Annotated in this window: 17 protein-coding genes and 1 tRNA gene; 6 read left to right on the top strand and 12 right to left on the bottom strand. The window is 67.7% G+C overall.

Annotated elements, in window-relative coordinates:
* Nucleotides 1–13 precede the first annotated feature (13 nt).
* The 4 genes from ITJ64_RS01965 to ITJ64_RS01950 form a co-directional block, all read right to left on the bottom strand.
* Nucleotides 14–703, bottom strand: a complete 690-nt coding sequence (locus ITJ64_RS01965; RefSeq protein WP_066040896.1) for a response regulator transcription factor — start codon at nt 701–703, stop codon at nt 14–16.
* A gap of 83 nt (nt 704–786) precedes the next feature.
* Complete coding sequence (locus ITJ64_RS01960; protein ID WP_194679134.1) at nt 787–2,427, bottom strand: DNA repair helicase XPB; 1,641 nt, start codon at nt 2,425–2,427, stop codon at nt 787–789.
* An 88-nt stretch (nt 2,428–2,515) separates the two neighbouring features.
* Entirely contained in the window at nt 2,516–4,324 is a 1,809-nt protein-coding gene (locus ITJ64_RS01955) for a helicase-associated domain-containing protein (protein WP_194679132.1), read from the bottom strand.
* Nucleotides 4,321–4,584 (bottom strand): hypothetical protein, encoded by a 264-nt coding sequence (locus tag ITJ64_RS01950; protein ID WP_173183534.1) that lies wholly within the window; start codon nt 4,582–4,584, stop codon nt 4,321–4,323. The genes ITJ64_RS01955 and ITJ64_RS01950 overlap by 4 nt, the downstream gene beginning before the upstream one ends.
* 78 nt (nt 4,585–4,662) lie before the next feature.
* Here ITJ64_RS01950 and ITJ64_RS01945 point away from each other — a divergent pair, with 78 nt between their 5' ends.
* Both ITJ64_RS01945 and ITJ64_RS01940 read left to right on the top strand, forming a co-directional pair.
* A complete protein-coding gene (locus ITJ64_RS01945) occupies nt 4,663–5,043 on the top strand; it encodes a cold-shock protein (protein WP_173183535.1) in 381 nt (126 codons plus the stop codon).
* Complete coding sequence (locus ITJ64_RS01940) at nt 5,043–5,732, top strand: DUF3027 domain-containing protein (RefSeq protein ID WP_194679130.1); 690 nt, start codon at nt 5,043–5,045, stop codon at nt 5,730–5,732. The genes ITJ64_RS01945 and ITJ64_RS01940 overlap by 1 nt, the downstream gene beginning before the upstream one ends.
* Before the next feature lie 40 nt (nt 5,733–5,772).
* On the opposite strand, the gene serC is transcribed toward ITJ64_RS01940, so the two are convergent.
* On the bottom strand, nt 5,773–6,891 hold the full coding sequence (serC, locus tag ITJ64_RS01935; RefSeq protein WP_194679129.1) for a phosphoserine transaminase: 1,119 nt from the start codon (nt 6,889–6,891) through the stop codon (nt 5,773–5,775).
* A 96-nt stretch (nt 6,892–6,987) separates the two neighbouring features.
* Between serC and ITJ64_RS01930 the strand changes: the two genes are divergently transcribed.
* From ITJ64_RS01930 to ITJ64_RS01920, 3 genes are all read left to right on the top strand, one after another.
* Nucleotides 6,988–7,680: a metal-dependent transcriptional regulator gene (locus ITJ64_RS01930; protein WP_194679127.1), complete on the top strand. Its 693-nt coding sequence runs from the start codon at nt 6,988–6,990 to the stop codon at nt 7,678–7,680.
* Between the two features lie 224 nt (nt 7,681–7,904).
* Nucleotides 7,905–8,897: a C40 family peptidase gene (locus ITJ64_RS01925; protein WP_194679126.1), complete on the top strand. Its 993-nt coding sequence runs from the start codon at nt 7,905–7,907 to the stop codon at nt 8,895–8,897.
* A 362-nt stretch (nt 8,898–9,259) separates the two neighbouring features.
* Nucleotides 9,260–9,757, top strand: coding sequence for an HNH endonuclease (locus ITJ64_RS01920; RefSeq protein ID WP_194679124.1), 498 nt, complete (start codon nt 9,260–9,262; stop codon nt 9,755–9,757).
* Nucleotides 9,758–9,848: 91 nt separating this feature from the next.
* On the opposite strand, the gene ITJ64_RS01915 is transcribed toward ITJ64_RS01920, so the two are convergent.
* Nucleotides 9,849–10,826, bottom strand: a complete 978-nt coding sequence (locus tag ITJ64_RS01915; protein WP_194679122.1) for a zinc-binding dehydrogenase — start codon at nt 10,824–10,826, stop codon at nt 9,849–9,851.
* A 59-nt stretch (nt 10,827–10,885) separates the two neighbouring features.
* Nucleotides 10,886–11,476, bottom strand: a complete 591-nt coding sequence (locus ITJ64_RS01910) for a TetR/AcrR family transcriptional regulator (protein WP_194679120.1) — start codon at nt 11,474–11,476, stop codon at nt 10,886–10,888.
* A gap of 76 nt (nt 11,477–11,552) precedes the next feature.
* Here ITJ64_RS01910 and ITJ64_RS01905 point away from each other — a divergent pair.
* A tRNA-Arg gene (locus ITJ64_RS01905) sits at nt 11,553–11,624 on the top strand.
* Nucleotides 11,625–11,734: 110 nt separating this feature from the next.
* On the opposite strand, the gene ITJ64_RS01900 is transcribed toward ITJ64_RS01905, so the two are convergent.
* From ITJ64_RS01900 to ITJ64_RS01885, 5 genes are all read right to left on the bottom strand, one after another.
* Nucleotides 11,735–12,670, bottom strand: a complete 936-nt coding sequence (locus ITJ64_RS01900; RefSeq protein ID WP_194679118.1) for a nucleotidyl transferase AbiEii/AbiGii toxin family protein — start codon at nt 12,668–12,670, stop codon at nt 11,735–11,737.
* Between the two features lie 27 nt (nt 12,671–12,697).
* Nucleotides 12,698–13,438: a type IV toxin-antitoxin system AbiEi family antitoxin domain-containing protein gene (locus ITJ64_RS01895; protein ID WP_194679116.1), complete on the bottom strand. Its 741-nt coding sequence runs from the start codon at nt 13,436–13,438 to the stop codon at nt 12,698–12,700.
* A 119-nt stretch (nt 13,439–13,557) separates the two neighbouring features.
* On the bottom strand, nt 13,558–14,466 hold the full coding sequence (locus tag ITJ64_RS18750) for a tyrosine-type recombinase/integrase (protein ID WP_370544992.1): 909 nt from the start codon (nt 14,464–14,466) through the stop codon (nt 13,558–13,560).
* A gap of 20 nt (nt 14,467–14,486) precedes the next feature.
* A complete protein-coding gene (locus ITJ64_RS18745) occupies nt 14,487–14,666 on the bottom strand; it encodes an Arm DNA-binding domain-containing protein (protein WP_370544991.1) in 180 nt (59 codons plus the stop codon).
* Nucleotides 14,667–15,222: 556 nt separating this feature from the next.
* Nucleotides 15,223–18,471, bottom strand: coding sequence for an ATP-binding protein (locus tag ITJ64_RS01885; protein WP_194679114.1), 3,249 nt, complete (start codon nt 18,469–18,471; stop codon nt 15,223–15,225).
* Nucleotides 18,472–18,496: the final 25 nt, after the last annotated feature.

Here is an 18,496-nt window from a genome sequence, read left to right as displayed (position 1 = left end):
GCTGAGGGAAAGGCTACGCCTTGCTCACCTTCAGCATGTACCCGAAGCCGCGCTTGGTCTGGATGAGGGACTCCTCGGTGTGCGCGTCGAGCTTGCGGCGCAGGTACGAGATGTAGCTCTCGACGATGCCGGCGTCGCCGTTGAAGTCGTACTCCCAGACGTGGTCGAGGATCTGCGCCTTCGACAGCACCCGGTTCGGGTTCAGCATCAGGTAGCGCAGCAGCTTGAACTCGGTGGGCGAGAGCTCGATGGCGGTGTCGCCGACGAAGACCTCGTGGGTGTCCTGATCCATGGTGAGCTCGCCGGCGCGGATGATCGCGTCTTCGTCGGCCTGCATGGTGCGGCGGAGGATGGCCTTGATGCGCGCCACGATCTCGTCGAGGCTGAACGGCTTGGTGACGTAGTCGTCGCCGCCGACGGTGAGGCCGGTGATCTTGTCTTCGGTGTCGTCCTTCGCCGTGAGGAAGAGGATGGGTGCGGTGTAGCCGGCCGCGCGCAGGCGCTTGGTGACGCCGAAGCCGTTCATGTCGGGCAGCATCACGTCGAGGATGATCAGGTCGGGCTCCTCCTCGAGCACCGCCGAGATGGTCTGCGCGCCGTTGGAGACCGCGCGCACGGCGAAGCCGGCGAAGCGGAGGCTCGTGGTGAGCAGGTCGCGGATGTTGGGTTCGTCGTCGACGATCAGGATGCGAGGACCGGTCATGCTCCTAGTATCTGCGGGTTCGCTGGGCGCAACCTGGGAGCTGGCGGCACGGCGGCTAGAGCGGGGCCGTGCCGCCGAGCGCCCTACGCGGCCGCGGCCTCCGCGTCGAGGATCGTGTACGCGTAGCCCTGCTCGGCCAGGAAGCGCTGGCGGTTCTGGGCGAACTCCTGGTCGACGGTGTCCCGCGCGACGAGCGTGTAGAAGCTCGCCGACAGGCCCGACTCCTTCGGCCGCAGCAGGCGGCCGAGGCGCTGGGCCTCCTCCTGGCGCGAGCCGAACGAGCCCGAGACCTGGATCGCCACGCTCGCCTCCGGCAGGTCGATCGAGAAGTTCGCGACCTTCGACACCACGAGGATCTTCTCCTCCCCGTCGCGGAAGGCCTGGAACAGCCGCTCCCGCTCGGGCACCGGCGTCGCGCCCGTGATCTGCGGGGCGCCGAGCGCGGTGGAGAGCTGCTCCAGCTGGTCCAGGTACTGCCCGATGACCAGGATGCGTTCCCCGCGGTGCTGCTCGATGAGCCGCTTCGTGGCGTCGAGCTTGGCGGGCGCGGTGGCGGCGAGCCGGTAGCGCTCGTCGTCCGAGGCGGCGGCGTAGATCATCCGCTCGTCGAAGGGCAGGTCGACCCGCACCTCGAAGCACTCGGCGGGGGAGATGTAGCCCTGGGCCTCGATCTCCTTCCACGGGGCGTCGAAGCGCTTGGGGCCGATCAGGCTGAAGACGTCGCTCTCGCGGCCGTCCTCCCGCACGAGCGTGGCGGTGAGGCCGAGACGGCGGCGGGCCTGCAGGTCGGCGGTGAGCTTGAACACCGGGGCGGGCAGCAGGTGCACCTCGTCGTAGACCACGAGGCCCCAGTCGAGGGCGTCGAGCAGCTCGAGGTGGGCGTACTTGCCGCCGCGCTTGGCGGTGAGGATCTGGTAGGTCGCGATGGTGACCGGCTTGATCTCCTTGAGCTGGCCCGAGTACTCGCCGATCTCCTCCTCGGTCAGGCTCGTGCGCTTCAGCAGCTCGGCGCGCCACTGCCTCGCCGACACCGTGTTCGTGACCAGGATGAGCGTGTTCGTCTTCACCGCCGCCATCGCCGCGGCCCCCACGAGGGTCTTGCCCGCGCCGCAGGGCAGCACGACCACCCCGGAGCCGTGCTCCGCGAAGTTGTCGACGGCCTGCTGCTGGTAGCCGCGCAGGTGCCAGCTGGTCTCGTCGAGGTCGATCTCGTGCGGGGTGCCGGGGGTGAATCCGGCCAGGTCGTCGGCGGGCCAGCCGAGCTTGATCAGCTCCTGCTTGAGCTGCCCGCGGGCCCAGGCCTCGATGCTCCAGGTGCCGTCGTCGTTCTTCTCGGTCAGGAGCGGCGCGACCTTCTTGCCGCGGGTGATCTCGGTCAGCATGGCCGGGTCGGTGGAGCGCAGGGTGAGGACGCCGTCGGGGCGGCGCTCGATCACGAGCTTGCCGTAGCGGCCGATGGTCTCGACGATCTCCATGGTCACCGACTGGGGCACCGCGAACTTCGAGTAGCTCTCGAGCGTGGCGAGGATCTCGTCGGCGCGGTGGCCGGCGGCCCGGGCGTTCCAGAGGCCGAGGCGGGTGATGCGATAGGTGTGGATGTGCTCGGGCGCGCGCTCGAGCTCGGCGAACACCGCGAGCTCGTGGCGGGCGGCGTCGGCCTGCGGATGCGCGACCTCGAGCAGCACGGTGCGGTCGCTTTGGACGATGAGAGGGCCGTCGGGCATAGTCGTCAAGTCTACGGCGGCGTGGGGCGGAGCGGTCGCCGGGGACTGGCAGAGCGCCGTGAGCTCGGGGCGGAACCCACGGGATGGCTCAGATCGCGGTGAGCTCGACGATGTTCGCCACGGGCACCGTGCGCTCGACGCCGGCGCGCTCGTCGGAGACCCGGAGCCGACCGTTGGCGAGGCTCAGCGGGGTGACGTCGAGGCGCGTGGTGCTGCCGTCGGGCATCCGCACGCCGATGGTGACGGGGGTGCGGGCGCGCACTGCGCGGTCGAGCAGGCGGGCCGTCCAGGCGTCGGCGTCGTCGGGGGTGCGGCGGGCCGCGTCGCGCAGGCGCAGCACGAGGTCGGTGACCGCGGCCGGGGCGGTGGGCGCGGTGTCGGCGCTCGCCGCGGGGCGGGCGGGCAGCACGCGGGCGCGGCGCATCAGGCGCACGCGGCCGTCGGCGTCCTCGGCGATGACGGGGTAGCGGGCGTCCAGCAGCAGCCAGTAGGCGGATGCGGGGGTCGCCCGGGTGGCCAGCGCCCCGTCGCCGTCGCGGCGGAGGCCGAGCGCCGAGAGCGCCTGGTCGGCGGCCAGCGCGGTCAGCAGGGACGGGTCGGCGCTCTGCACGAGGGTGCGGGGCGGCTCGTCGCCGGCGGTGCTGCGGTGCAGCTCGCTCGCGGGCCGGGAGACGACCCGCACGAGGCCGTGGCGGCGGGCGCCCTCGGTGAGCAGGTAGTCGACGGCCTGCGGGATGCCGGTCAGCGACAGCGCCCCGAGGAACTCCCGGAGCGACTCCTCGGTCTCGCCCGAGGACAGCGCGCGGTCGATGCTCGGCTGCGAGATGCGGTACGCGGAGGCCACGCCGCGGTTCTCGAGGTCGGCGGCGAGGCGGAGCCGGGCGTCGAGCGCGGGGGAGAGCGGGCCGGGGGCGATCACCGAGAGGTCGTGCTGGAGGTAGACCTGGTCGACCTCGGGCGGCAGCTCGGCGTCGAGCGCGCCGGGGGCGGTGTCGGTGGCGCTCTCGAAGAGGGTGCGGCCGAAGAGGGTGAGCCGGCCCGAGGCCCAGACGCCGAGCAGCTCGCCGCGTTCGGCGGCGTCGAGCAGCGCCGTGTGCATCGGCTCGTCGGCGGCCGGGTAGGCGGCGTCCAGCGCGGTGGCAGCGGTCACCCGGGCGGTGCGCAGGTGCTCGGGCAGTGGAGCGGGCAGCCCGTCGAGCCAGCGGCCGGCCAGCGCGAGCCAGCGCCCACCGGGGGTGAGGGTGCTCCAGGCGTCGGCGCTCTCGGTCGAGAGCAGCTCCTCGCCGTCGACCGCTGCGAGGCCTGCGGCGACGGCGACCTCGGCCAGCGGACCGACCGCCTCGGGCTCGAGCGAGAGCAGGGGGGCGAGGCGCTTCTCCTCGGCGACCGAGACGCCGCCGCGGGCGCGCACCCGGGCCGGGGCGACGCGCAGCTGCTGCACGAGCTCGGCGACGGCGGTGATCGCGGTGAAGGCGCGCTCGCGGGCGGTCGCGGCGACGGGTTCGGGCACCTCGGCGGTGTCGTCGCCCTCGGGGGCGGGCGGCGCATCCTGAGCCCCTGGCGCGTCGGGCAGCGGATGCTCGGCCAGCACCAGCCCGGCCGTTTCGGCGACCTCGGGGGGAACGCTCGGGCCGGCCTCCGCATCCGGCACGACGAGGGCCAGGGCGACCGCCGTGTCGAGGTCGGCGGGCGCGGCACCGGACGCGAGGCGCTCGAGCTCGGTGCGCGGCAGGGTGCGCAGGGCCGGGCGGATCGAGGCGGGGTCGAGCAGCGCGTCGGCGAGGTCGAAGAAGTCGCGGAGCTCGCGAGGGGGTGGCTGCCGGGTCAGCAGCAGCGTGATGAGCGCGTCGTCGTCGAGGCGGGTGAGCCGGCGGGCGAGCGGGAGCGGATCGCTCATTTACTCCCGCGGGCATCCTGCCGGCGACGGCGGATGCTGATGATGAGCAGCACGAAGATCAGCACGAAGCCGATGGGCAGACCGAAGTACGGCACGAAGAAGACGACCTGCCAGATCTGCAGGTCGTAGTTCAGCGTCTGCGTGGCCAGGCCGATCAGCAGCGCGACGAATGCGAGCACCGAGAGACCGATGACCGCGGCGATCATGAAGGTCAGCGACCGCTGCACTCGGCTGGGCGGGGTGTTCTCGGCATCGCTCACAGTCCGAGGATACCGGCACGGGTAGGCTGGTGGTCGGCCACGAGCGGTATTCGGGCCGATTACACGAGGAGATGCACGATGCCCACCGGCAAGGTCAAGTTCTACGACGACGAGAAGGGCTTCGGCTTCATCAGCAGCGATGACGGCCAAGAAGTGTTCCTGCACGCGTCCGCCCTGCCTGCGGGGACGACCGTCAAGGCGGGCACCAAGCTCGAGTTCGGCATCGCCGACGGCAAGCGCGGCGCTCAGGCGCTCTCGGTGCGGGTGCTCGAGGCGCCCCCGAGCCTCGTGAAGATGTCGCGCAAGCCCGCCGACGACATGGCGGTCATCATCGAAGACCTGGTGAAGGTGCTCGACTCGATCGGCGGCAACCTCAAGCGCGGCCGCTACCCCGACAACGCCCACAGCCGCAAGATCGCGGCCCTGCTGCGCAAGGTCGCCGACGAGCTGGACGCGTGATGACGGATGCTCCCGCCGCCGCTCCCGGCGACGGTGACGAGTCGGCGGCCTCCGTCGATCCCGCGCCCGAGCCCGTCGTGGACGAGGTGCTGCTGAAGGCCGTTGAGCTGGCTCGCAGTGCGCTGCGGGAGATCACGCCCGGCGCGACCGTCGGCGAGGTGATCGGGCATCGCGCCGAAGAGGATCACGTGCTGAGCATCTTCTTCGCCACCCGGCTGCCGGGCTACCCCGGCTGGCACTGGACGGTCACGCTCGGCCGCGTCGACGCCGAGTCCGCGCCGTCGGTGCTCGAGGTGGAGCTGCTGCCGGGCGAGGGCGCCCTCGTGGCCCCCGACTGGCTGCCCTGGTCGGAGCGTCTCGCCGAGTACCAGCTGGCTCAGGAGCTCGCGGCGGCCCAGGCCGGCGACGACGCGGATGACGACGACGACGCAGACGACGACGAGTCCGACGAGGATTCGGACGACGACGACGACGAGGCGGAGGACGACCTCGACGACGCGGACGACGTGCTCGACCTCGACGACGGCATCGACATCGACGACCACGTGACCGATGACGCCGAGCTCGAAGCCTCGGACGACGACGACTCGGACGACGACGACGACTCGGACGATGACGACGACTCGGACGACGCCGACTCGGACGAGGATCTCGACGATCCCCACGCGGAGGGCCCCGGTCGCTGGTGACCGCTGACGGCGGGCCGCCCGAGGGCGGCCCACCGGCGGGTCAGGCCGCCAGGGCCTCCACCACGTAGTCGATCGCGGCGATGAGCTGCTTCACGTCGGACGGCTCGATCGCGACGAACGTCGCCACGCGCAGCTGGTTGCGGCCGAGCTTGCGGTAGGGCTCCGTGTCGACGATGCCGTTCTGCCGCAGCACCTTGGCCACGGCGGCGGCGTCGACCGAGTCGTCGAAGTCGATCGTCACGACGACCTGCGAACGGTGGTCGGGGTTCGTCACGAACGGGCGGGCGAACGAGGTGCTCTCGGCCCACTCGTAGAGCGAGCCCGACGACTCCGCCGTGCGGGCGGAGGCCCAGGACAGGCCGCCGTTGCCGTTGATCCACGAGACCTGGTCATCGAGCATGACGAGGGTCGCGATGGCCGGGGTGTTCAGCGTCTGATTCAGCCGCGAGTTGTCGACGGCGTTCTTCAGGCTGAGGAACTCGGGGATGTACCGCCCGGACGCCGCGACCGTCTCGACCCGCTCGAGCGCTGCCGGCGACATCAGCGCGAACCAGAGGCCGCCGTCGGAGGCGAAGTTCTTCTGCGGGGCGAAGTAGTAGACGTCGGCCTCGGCCGCGTCGAAGTCGATGCCGCCCGCGGCGCTCGTGGCGTCGACGACGGTCAGCGCGCCCTCGTCACCGTGCACCCGGCGCACCGGGGCCATCACGCCGGTGGACGTCTCGTTGTGCGGCCAGGCGTACACGTCGACGCCCTCGAGCACCACGATCTCGCCGCGCGAGCCCGCCTCGGACTTCACCACGTGCGGCGCCTCGAGCCAGGGAGCCCCGGCGGCGGCGGCGAACTTCGAGCCGAACTCGCCGAACGACAGGTTCTCGGCCCGCTTCTGGATCAACCCGAACGAGGCCGCATCCCAGAACGCGGTCGAGCCGCCGTTGCCGAGCACGACCTCGTAGCCCTCGGGCAGCGAGAACAGCGACGAGAGGCCCTCGCGCACCGAGCCGACGAGGTTCTTCACCGGCGCCTGGCGGTGGCTCGTGCCGAGCAGCGAGGCGCCGCGGGTGAGCAGGTCTTCGAGCTGACCGGGGCGCACCTTCGAGGGGCCGCAGCCGAAGCGTCCGTCTACGGGCAGTCGGTCGGTGGGAATCTGGATCTCGGCCATGGGCACCATAGTATCGACGCGGGCACCCGCCTCGATGTCGCGGCGAAACACTAGGCTGGGTTAGGTACGCCTCACATGGCCGCAAGGAGTATTCACTTGGCAGATCTGATCGACACCACCGAGATGTATCTCCGCACCATCCTCGAACTCGAGGAGGAGAACATCAACCCCCTGCGCGCCCGCATCTCGGAGCGCCTCGGGCACTCGGGCCCCACCGTGTCCCAGACCGTCGGCCGCATGGAGCGCGACGGACTGGTCGTCGTCTCGCTCGACCGCCACCTCGAACTCACCGAGGTCGGCCGCAAGAAGGCCATCTCCGTCATGCGCAAGCACCGGCTCGCCGAGCGCCTCCTGAGCGACGTCATCGGCCTCGAGTGGGAGCTCGTGCACGACGAGGCGTGCCGGTGGGAGCACGTGATGAGCGAGCAGGTGGAGCGGCGCATCCTGGAGATGCTCGACCACCCCACCGAGTCGCCCTACGGCAACCCCATCCCGGGTCTCGACGCGTTCGGCGACGAGGAGTCGATCCCCTTCACCCGCGGTGTCGTCAACATCGTCACGCTCGTGCACGGTGCCGTCGGGCCGCAGACCAAGATCATCCGCCGCCTCGGCGAGCCCGCGCAGGTCGACCCCGAGCTGCTGCTGCAGCTGAAGCAGGCCGGTGTGGTGCCGGGCAACACGGCCGCCTTCACCGCGGTGGGCTCCTACGTTCTTGTAGAGGTCGAAGGTTTCGACGAGGGCATCGAACTGCCCAATGAGGTCGCAAGCCATATATTCGTTGGCATCTAGCCGGTCGCTGTGCACGGGGCGTTACCGAAATGTTAAAAACACCCCGTTTCAAGGTGACAAAGCCACCCCCCTCCCGTATTCTCTAACGAGTCCGCCGGCCCCCGAATGGCGACGGACACGGGCCAAGACACCTCGATTCCCGTCTCTTGGCCGCTGACTGCACACGGACTCGGTGTGGACGGGAGCAGCTGCCCTTGCTGCGAGAGGTGCCGGAGGAAACAATCTTGGCCCCACTTGGTGATTCGCTCGACAACGAGCAGAACCCCGACAACGACCGACCCGAACAGCCGATGACCCGGCGCCGACTGCGGGAACTCGAGGCTCAGAACTCGATCGCAGCGAACACCGCGGTCGCCGCTCCCTCGAAGGACATGGTGCTCGCCGTTCCGACGCCGGGCGCCCAAGCGAAGGCCACCACGACCGCGCTCGAGGTGAAGAAGCCGGCTCCCGTCGCGACGCAGCGGCCGGGCATCCGGATGCCGCGGATCGCGAAGCCGTCGAAGAAGAGCGCCGGGCGCGCGGTCGTCATGACCTTCGCCGCCGCTCTGGTGGCCACCATGGCCCTGCCGGCCTACGCCTTCGGCGGCGGCGGCAACTTCGAGTCCGGTGTCGCCACCGACGGCGAGCTCGCCGGAAACCAGACGCTCGTGGTGCCCGACGCCTCGGCCGCCCTGGCCGTGAGCCGCGACAACTACACTGCTCCCACGCCCGAGGAGCTGCAGGCCAGCCGTGAGCGCGCCGCCGCCGCGGTCGCCGCCACGCAGGCCGCCGCCGCCCGCGAGGCCGCCGCAGCCTCGGCCGCCACCGCAGCCGCCGCCGCGGCGGAAAAGGGTGGAGCTGCCTCGAGCGCCTTCACCGTGAACCCGCCGTCGGGCGCCTACAGCGGCGCCGCCGTCGTGGAGTACGCCGAGCAGTTCGTCGGCAAGGTGCCCTACGGCAGCGGAGCGAGCCCCGACACCAGCTTCGGCTGCGACGGCCTCACCCAGTACGTCTTCGGTCAGTTCGGCATCTACCTGCCGCGCCTCGTGAGCAACCAGGCCGCGCTGGGCATCCCGATCTCGCCCGCCGATGCACAGGCCGGCGACCTGATCATCTGGCCGATCGGTCACGTCGGCATCTACGACGGCGCCGGCGGATCGATCGACTCGCCCGACTGGGGTCGCTACGTCGAGCACCGGCCGCTCTGGGGCAGCTACTACTTCGTGCGGATCGTCTAGTCGGCCTGATCCACCGGCGGGCATCCGCTCTCGGAGTGTGAACACTTCGTTTCCGGCACCTGAATCGGCGCGCTACCTGTAGGTGGCGCGCCGATTCTGTCGTATCCTGGCGCTCTGATCGTCTCGAGAACCCGGAGAGCCTGATGACGCAGGGCAGGAGCATCCCCACCACGGATCGCCTCGTGCTGCGCGTCCGCCGGCACACGAGTGGGCTGAGTCAGAGCCAGATACCCGGTTCTGAGAGTAAGGCGCTGTCATCATGACGGCGCCTTTTTTTGTGCCCTCCCGTCTCCCCGTTCGCCTGATGAGCGGATGCACGTCGAACACCTGGAAGCCGTCCAGGTCTCTTCGAAAGGGAGAGCATGCGAACACTGGTACTCAACGCAGGATATGAGCCGCTGGGCGTCGTGTCGTTCAAACGGGCCCTGGTGCTCGTGCTGAACGACAAGGCCCGGGTGCTGGCACGGGATGCCGAGCATCCGGTGCACGGGATCGCCACCGACTTCGACCGACCGGCCGTCATCCTGCTGACCCGCTATGTGCGGGTGCCCACGAATCGGATGATGCCCGTCTCACGCCGGGGCGTGCTGCGGCGCGACTCGCAGCGCTGCGGGTACTGCGGGGCGTCGGCCAGCACGATCGACCACGTGCAGCCGCGCTCGCGGGGCGGGAAGGACACCTGGGAGAACCTCGTGGCCTGCTGCCTGCGCTGCAACAACGTGAAGGGCGATCGCACGCCGGCCGAGATGGGGTGGTCGCTGCGGTTCGCGCCGCGGATGCCGCACCAGGCCGGCTGGACCGTGAAGGGCGCGGAGCGGGTCGAGCCGGCGTGGGATCCGTTCCTCGCGGTGGCCGCCTGAGCGGTGGTGCCGGTTCGGGTCGCGGTGGCGCGGGCGGTGGCCGCCTGAGCGGTGGTGCTCGCTCGGGCGGCGGCCGCGCATCCGCTCGTCGTCAGAAGCTGAGCAGGATCTTGCCGCGGCGACCGGGCACCGCACTCGCGCCTGCGGCCTCGCGGCCCTGCTCGATCGGGTAGACGGCCTCGACGGGCAGCTCGACCTCGCCCGAGCCGACGCGCTGGAGCAGCTCGCCGAACAGGGCGTTGCGCTTGGCGGGCTCCATCTCGCGGCTGACGGTGCTGCCCCAGAACCCCTTCACGGTGGCCTGCTTGAAGATCAGGTCGCCCGACGAGATCTGCAGCTGACCCGACTCCATCGCGCCGAACGAGACGAGCGTGCCGTTCTCGCCGAGGAGCGACAGCAGCTCGCCGGCCGAGGCCCCGCCCACCGAGTCGACGGCCGCCCGCGGGCTCGCGCCGTCGAGCAGCTCGGCCACCCGGTCGCGCCAGCCGTCGTGCTCGGTCGACACGACGTCGTGGATGCCCACCCGCGCCAGCTCGTCGACACCCGCGTCACGGCGCACGAGCCCGAGCACGCGCACCCCGCGCGCGGCGGCGAACTGGGCCAGCAGCTTGCCGACGGCGCCGTTCGCGGTGTTCTGCAGGATCCAGTCGCCCTCCTCCACCTCGAGGAAGTCGAGCAGGCTCAGGGCGCTGAACGGCATCGAGACGAGCTGCGCGGCGGTCTCGTCGCTGATCGCGTCGGGCACGGGGATGAGGCCGGCCGCCTTGGTGACGAAGTACTCGCTCCAGACACCGAAGGTGCCGCCGGTGGCCACGCGCTGGCCGACGCTCAGGGTGTCGACGCCTTCGCCGAGCGCGTCGACGACACCCACGGCCTCGGTGCCGGACTGCGCGGGCAGCTCGGGCTTGAAGCCGTAGGTGCCGCGGATCGTCCAGAGGTCGTGGTTGTGGATGGGGGAGAGCACGGTGCGCACGCGCACCTCGCCGGCCCCGGGCTCGGGGGTGGGCAGCTCGGTGACGTCGAGGACGTCGGTGGCATCGCCGAAGGTGGCGTGGGTGAGGGCGCGCATGGGGGTCTCCTTGGGGGTCGGTTCTTGGCTCGTCGGGTTCGGGTTCGGGTTCGGGTGGGTCAGGGGTGGTTGAGCAGGCGGTCGGTGGCGGCGAGGGCCGCCGTGAAGGGGGAGCCGTCGCGGGCGAGGCGGTCGAGCAGGGCGGCTCCGAGCCAGAGCTGGTAGAGCGCCTCGGCGAGCTCGCGGGCCGATGCCCCGGCGGCGATCGAGCCGTCGGCCTGGCCCTCGGCGACGACGTCGGCGAACAGCGCCACGAGGGCGGCGACGCCGTCGGCGAGGGCGACGCGCATCCGCTCGGAGAAGCCCGAGACCTCGGCGGAGAGCTGCACCACGAGGCACCGCCCGGCCGAGGCGCTGCCCGCCCGCGCGGCCCAGGCGTCGCCGAGCAGGCGGATGCGCTCGCGCCCCGTGCCCGGCCGGGCGAGCAGGGCGTCGACCGCGGTGAGGTAGGTCTCGACGTAGCGCTCGAGCACGGCGACGCCGAAGCCCTCCTTCGAGGAGAAGTAGTGGTAGAACGAGCCCTTCGGCACGCCGCAGGTGGTGAGGATCTCCTGCAAGCCGACGCCGGTGAAGCCCTTCGCGAGCATCAGCTCCTCGCCGGTGGCGAGGATCGAGCCGCGGGTCTGCTCGGCTTTGGCGGTGAGGGTCATGCACCCCACCCTACGCCCGAATAGACCAGTCGTCTAGCGCCGCTACCCCTGCCGGGCCGCTAAACTCGACACGTCAGCCTCTGTAGCTCAATGGAAGAGCAGTTCCGTCCTAAGGAAAGGGTTGGGGGTTCGAGTCCCTCCAGGGGCACCGTTCTGCCAGGTGCTCAGATCCGCGTGATTCCGCGGATCTGGAGCCTTCCACTCTCGCTCCGATATCGTGTTTGCCCACACTTTGCCCATACTCGGCCGTGTGCGGTGTCAGTCGAACCAGGTGCGCTTCTCACGATCCCACGTGCCGGAGGTCCGCTCGCCGGAAAGAATGGGATCCAGGCACGGCCGTGTCTCGTCGAGCGAGGCCTCAAGTTCATAGAGCTTGCTCGGGTATTCAGCGAACGTTCGTGCCTGGCGGGGAAACGCGGTCCGCCATTCTTCGGCAGGCGCCTCCATGCGGCTCGGTAGGGTGGTGCTCCGCCGACCCGATTCGCGGTCGAGCACTTCCTTGAGGCGAGCGGCATCGATGGGGCCGACGTCCAGAATCCGAACGATGTCGGCGAGGTCGCGGTAGCGGGTGGAGGGCGAGTCGCCGGCGCTCCCGTGTCGCTCGTACATCGCGCACACCTTATCGGCCAGATGGTTCTCGAGCGGAGTAGTCGGCACAGAAGGGAGATCAGCGAGGGTGTCGTGGTCGATGATCGCGCGGAGGGGCACCTGGTCGACGGGTGCATCGACGTGACGCCTTTCGGTGAGGTCGATGGTGAACGTCTCGAAGGCCTGGGTGCCGAGGAGTGCCTGCACCCTCGCCTTCGCCGTCTTCGCACCGTATCCGTCCGGGTCAGGATCAGAGTGCGGTTCGACTGAGACGATCACGAAGCTGAATGGATCCCTGTCTGCGCTGGCGTCAGCGAGTGATTGCAGTTCGGCACGTGCGTCTTCGGTCGTTTTCCACTCGCTTTCGCGGGCCAGGTCGATGTCCTGTGTGAAGCGTCCAGTGCCGGTGCGAATGAGCAGCGCGTTCCCGCCGAGGAGGATCCATGGTGGTTGCGGCTTCGTAGAAAACAACCTGCTCAGGAAGACCGTGAAGATGTATTGCTTCCTTATGACATCCGCGGTGACACCACGCCGACGTGCTTCGTTGTTCAGCTTTGACCGAAGCGACCGCGCGAGGTTCGCCAACTGCACTGTTGTTAGCGTCACTTGTATCTCCTCCAATGTTGGGGCGCTCTATGACGCAAAACGTTGCTCGAGGAGTGACACCAGCGTCTTCGCGCCATCTGATTCTTCGAGAAGCTTCAAAGCTTGCTTACGAAACTGGGGTGAGCGAGTGACCGCCGCGCGAACAACGCTGCGGAGTGCTGATGCCAGGTATCCGGGTGCGACCTCTGCGAGAAGCGCTCGCCCCGAATCGAACCCGTAGCGCGTGGCGTATGGGGAGAGCGCCCGCGCGAGTTCCTCTACGTCGACATCCTGATCCTCGACCGCGGCAGAGAGAACGCTGGCGAGGTGATCGGAATCCAGCGACGCCGCCGCGAGGTCAGCGGCCGTACGCACCACCGTGGTCACCGGAAGCCCGTCGACCACGGTCACATCGTTGTCTGTCAACTCGGCGCGATGGAAGCGGAGATCTGGCAGCGTGCTCTGGCGTCGCACCGGGGCAGTGAACTCGTGGGCCGCGGGGACAAGGTCACCAAGCCGATGCACAACGGCCGCAGAGGCGCCAGAAACGACGACGTCCCCATTCGCCGTGGCCGCTAGCCATGCCCCACGCAAGTCTTGCAGCCGGTCCACGCCCGCTGAGGGCAGCGCATAAACGCCGTGGCGGACACGGAGAAGCTTCCCGGAGTCGGTAAGGCGGGTCAGGTCTACGCCCGACAGGCCCGATTCGCGAGCCTGAGCGGTCGTCACGAGACCGCGCTGCGTCGAACCGAGCAGTTCGAGAACTTCCAGAGCATCAACAGCACGCATAGCTTTACCTCCTCACTCGCGCTTCTAATATTACACCCAAATGTTATTTTGTAAGCACTGGGGAGGAAAGGCGAGTGATTCGCCACGGCGGTAGAGATGTCGAGTCCCGCGGCACTCGCTTACGCCAGGTTGATCGCCCAGCTCTTGCCGACACTCGCCTCGCGTGCTGCGTCCTGCATCTTTGCGGCCACCAGCTCGAGGTCGTCGTCGAACAGATCCCCGTAGGTGTCGAGGGTCATAGCGGCCGAGGCGTGGCCGAGCATCCGCTGCACCGCTTTCACGTTCGCACCGCTGCTGATCGCGAGCGACGCGGCCGTGTGCCGAAGGTCGTGCGGGGTGAGGAAGGGGAAGTCGGGGTTGGCCTGTTGCGCGCGGCGGACGGCGTTCACGAACCATCCGTCGACGGAGTCCGGCGACTTCATGTGGAAGGTGCCGCCACCGAACACGAGCTGCGTGGGCCCCTTGTCGGCGCACTGTTCGGCTAGGCCCGCGCTGAGCAGCTCCGGGTAGGGCACGGATCGACGCTCATGCCCCTTGGTCGTGCCGAGGTGGATGATGGCGCCAACCTTCACAGCGTTCTCCTCGACGTTCAGCCGGCGCCGAAGGAAGTTGATGTGCCGAACGCGCAGCGCGGTCACCTCTCCCCAACGGATGCCGGTGTAGGCGAGGCAAAGCACGAGCGTCGGATGCGCAGACAGGCCGGCGAGCGTATGAACTTGGTCGTGGCTGAGGTAGACGCGATTCAGCTTCCCGGTCTTGCGGGGCAGCTTCACTCCGCGCGCCGGGTTCCGGGGAAGGCGACGGTCAATGACGGCCATGTCGAGGATGCCCGCGAGCACTCCGTGCGCTCGGATCACCACGGAAGGCGACCGGCGACCCGCCAGCTCGCTCACCCAGACCTGCACCTCGGAGGGAACGATGGTGGAGATTTCGCGGTGCCCCCATCGCTCTGACACATGAACGCCCCATGCGACCTCAAGCGGCTTTGACGACGACGGCTTGAGCACCAAAACTTCGAGCGCAGCCACAGAGGAGCGAGATCGCCGACCTAGACGCGAGCCAGAGCTGGATCAATGTAGTCACCGGCCGCCTTTGACACCGTCACTGAGGCGAGGAACAGCTCGGCCTCGCGCTTGGTCTTGAACCCCCGCTTGTCCGTCTGGGCGCGATCCGGCTTCCGGTACCGCACGCGGTATCGCTTGCCTTGCGAGGTGCTGTACGGGGTCACGCTGCCTGCCATCTCTAGCCACCTCTGCCTTCTCCGCTACCTGTCGCCAAACGCTATCGTCGCCGCGGTTCGACTCTGATCCCTCTGGTCAATTCTGTAACGGACGGGAGACATCTGAGCGGCGCCCGTAGGGGGCATGTATTTGGCCCCCTGCAGTGCACGGAAGCAGGTTGTGTGCTCGACTCTGGATCGAATTTCCGCATTCGGTTCAATGCTTGTGGATATTCCATTACCTATTCCTCGGGCGGGAATAGGTAATGGAACGGTTTGTCCCTCTTCTCGCCTGTGCCACCGCCACCCCCGCGCAGAGCGCGCTTCCCAACCTCCCCCAAACATCGTTGCTGTCTGACGGAGGTTGGGAAGTAAAGGGGTGGCAGTGGCACAGGCGAGAAGAGGGGCTGAAATGAGAAGGGATAGATGATGGAGAAGTAGAACGGCAGGAAGCGGTGATAAGCGCGGTGGCCCGGTGGGGCTCGTGGGGAATGGTCTCGGTTGCCGGTGTGGATGCGGTTGAGCGAAGGTAGCGATCTGCTTGATTTCACTTACGTAGGCTGTGTCAGATTGCACGTCGGCGAGCATCTGCGCGTGCCTTCTCGAGCTTAGGAGTGTAGTGAGCGACGGCCGCCACGCTCATTGCCCGGACACCTTCATCCTGATGGTCGGACATCCCGTTGAATCGGTCAAGGTATGTCTCGATTCGTTCATAGTCCTCTCCCCACTGCGTGCCCAGTTCGATCGACGTCGCAATGGCGAGCGGTGCGACTCCGTGCGGGATGAGGAGCGCAGCAATTTCCTCGAGTGTTGGCTCGGGACCATCACTACCTTGCAGCCAAGTCGCGGCACTAGGCGTGACAATGCCGTCCTCGACGCACCCTCGCAGCCAGTCAATGTCAGCGCCAGTGACGGCTGCAAGGGCATAGTGCGATACGACGCTTTCTCGCCAGTGAAGGTAGATTGCCCTGCGTAGGCTGCCTGGTAGATCTGGGGCCGACAGCTGGACGTCATTCCACGGGATCTGATATCCGATGTCTAGATCAGTGGCATCGGGCCGGAGCAGCAACTCGGCGTAGAGATCGGGTGCGAGAGAAGCGAGACCGCGTAAGTGGGCAGCGGTGTCCGTGGTCGCGCCGGCAAAGGGCAGACGTATTTTGGATGCCGCGCAACGCCATAATTCGTGAGTACTGGGTCTGAGCCCAACGAGCTCTGCGTGCTCAGGGTCCGCCATTAGAAGAGCGGCGGTCGCCGCCGTCACGTCGTTGTCATGCCCGAGAAGACCATGAAGCGCGGTCGGCGCAATGCGACCCATGTCGTACTCGAACCCGAGAAGGTCAGTCGGAAGTATGTCAGCCATGATGATCGCGCTATGTTCGGCGTCGCCTGTCAGGGCTGCGCTCACCAAAGCGCCACGAAGGGCAGGGTGCCCCATATACTCGCTGATTCGAGCACGGCTGAGTTGGGATCGTGTGTGTGCAGCTCCGATTAGTTCTGCGGCGTCGTCAAGAAGGTCTGCCGACTCAATGGCGCCGAGCCAAGGTAAGAGATCTTCGTGGAGGTCGGTGACGGCGCGCCATACCCTCCAAAGGCTGCCGGACGCACCCAGTGCCTCAGCTTCGTAGCGCTTGAGCATCACGACCTCGTTCATAACCTCAGCGATCGACATATCCGCAATGGCCGAACGGATTGCTGTGGCTTGCTCTTCGAACGCCGACAACCGGTCCGCTGATTTGTGGCGCGGCGGCAGTAGTCGTGCGACAAGGGAATCGGGCTCAACAAGATCAAGGCCGAGCAGGAGCGCGTTACGGCGAAACTTGTCTCGGATGAACGGGTTATCCGGAAGATGGTCGCGAACCCATCTGCCGATAGAGCGTCCGTGCACTCGCGCTCTTGTCTGCTGGGCACGAGGAATCTTTCCGTTATGGGCCACCCCGTGCCCCCGCCCCGCACGTGCCCACGCACCGACGAGTGCGATCAACGAGAGGGCTGCTCCGGGGCTGAGCTGCCCGGGGATGGCCGCGCAGTATGGGTGCCAGATTTCGCTGACTAGTGTGTCCATACCCGCTACGCTGTGGACACCGCTGATCATACTGATCGACATGACGGCATCGGGGGCCTGATAAGTGGCGTCGAAGACAGGAGCGAGCAGAGCCGCGACCATCTGCGCGTGAAGTTCCCCGGAGCGCAAGCTTGAGTGAGTAGAGGCCCAGCGTTGCGCATCTCTTGCCGTTCGCAGGAGGGTTTCAATATCGGGCTCTGGGACGGGGCCAAATTGGCGGACACCTTGCACGAATCGTTGGACACTGGAGCCGGCAACTTTCGTGGTCACCGATGCTCCAGTCAGCACAGATTCGAGGAATCGTGCAGTTGCCGTCGGTTCATGGCCGCCAATCACGGCGAGAGCATAGTGATTTGTCGCGTGCTCGACGCTGATCGAGGCTACGGCCCGCTCAACAACGTCGAGTGCGGCTGACGCCGTAGGCGTGTTGAGCAGCAGGCAATGCTGGATGAGGCGGCCAGTATCACCTGGAAGCGCTGCGTCGACTAGTCCGGCGAGGGCGATCTCGGTGACTAGGGGATGGTCGTGCATGCCACTCACACGCGCTGCGTGCGCCATGCCCGCTGCGATTGCGAGACGTCGGTCAGGCCAGCTGTCGTAGAGCGTCCGAGCGCTGATGATGGGGATGAATTCGCCGAGATAGGCGTCGGCGATCAGGTTTGCGCGCACTTGAGGAGGCACGACCGAGTAGCGAAGTGTCTGGTTGCGTCCATCCTCAACGTCGAGTAGACCGCCAGCGGCGAGCGCGTTGACTGCGGCGGCGAGCTCACGCCTGGTCATGCCGAGCAGATTGGCGAGATGATCTACATCGTCTGTCTCGACGTACTCGACCATGCTCAGTACCGAAAGTAGCGAAAGCGAATCAGCGGGCAGTCCAGCTCTGAGCAAGTAGGCGCGGACCCATCCGTTGACGGCTTGCCCAGTGAAGAAGTCGCTGCGTGTCTTGTCGGCGAGAAACGTCTCGATCAGCCGGACAGCCCACCCTGGACGACCGTGGGCTTGCAGGACGACGCGTCCCACGAGGTCATGACGCCGGATGCCGCGACTGCGACAGATCTCCCCAATGAAACTCCGGGGGAGCGGATCGATCACGACTGGCTCCGCACCGGGAAGATGATTCGCGATTTCTTCAAGCTGCTGTGGCCAGCAGATGGCGACTATACGGTATCGAAGCTTTTCAGCCCGCCGGAGCGTGTCGAGTCGGGCAAGCATCGTAGTGATCCGCGCGGCATCATCGACAGCGATCACCGTTGGCGCATCGTCAATGATGTCTCCTAGAAGTTGCGCAGTCGTCGCCTCCTCGTCCGCGATGAATCGGATGCCCTGGACTGCTTCCACGACTGCTGTCTTGCCAATCCCTGGCGGGCCGACCACGATCACATCCCCATTTGCCTGGGCGATTCGCGCCACGAGGTCCTCTCGGCCAACCAAATCGTCCTGCGTCACTGAGACGGCGCGCGGCGATTTCGAGGACAGCGCGTATGGGCCACTACGGAGACCCAGGAGCTTCTCGCGCCAGTCACCGAGGCGGAGCAGGCGATCGCCAAAGTAGTTTCGATCGTATGTCTGCACGAGGACGAAGCCGCGGGCGCTCGCAGCGCCCTTGAGCCGATCTCGGGCTCGGCGGTCAATCGAAGCGAGGCTAACCGCTATCACCTTCGAACCGTCCATATTGTGCGCTAGCAGGGAATCGAGAGAGCTCGCCAGGTTCTTGCGCGCGCCCTCGATAGAGGGAGAGCTGGTGATGGTCATCCAGACTCGGTCACCTGAGTCGCTA

The organism is Herbiconiux sp. VKM Ac-1786, from assembly GCF_015350805.1.
Lineage (GTDB): Bacteria > Actinomycetota > Actinomycetes > Actinomycetales > Microbacteriaceae > Herbiconiux.
Note: the sequence above shows the minus strand (reverse complement) of the source record. Positions and strands in the feature narration are given on the sequence as shown.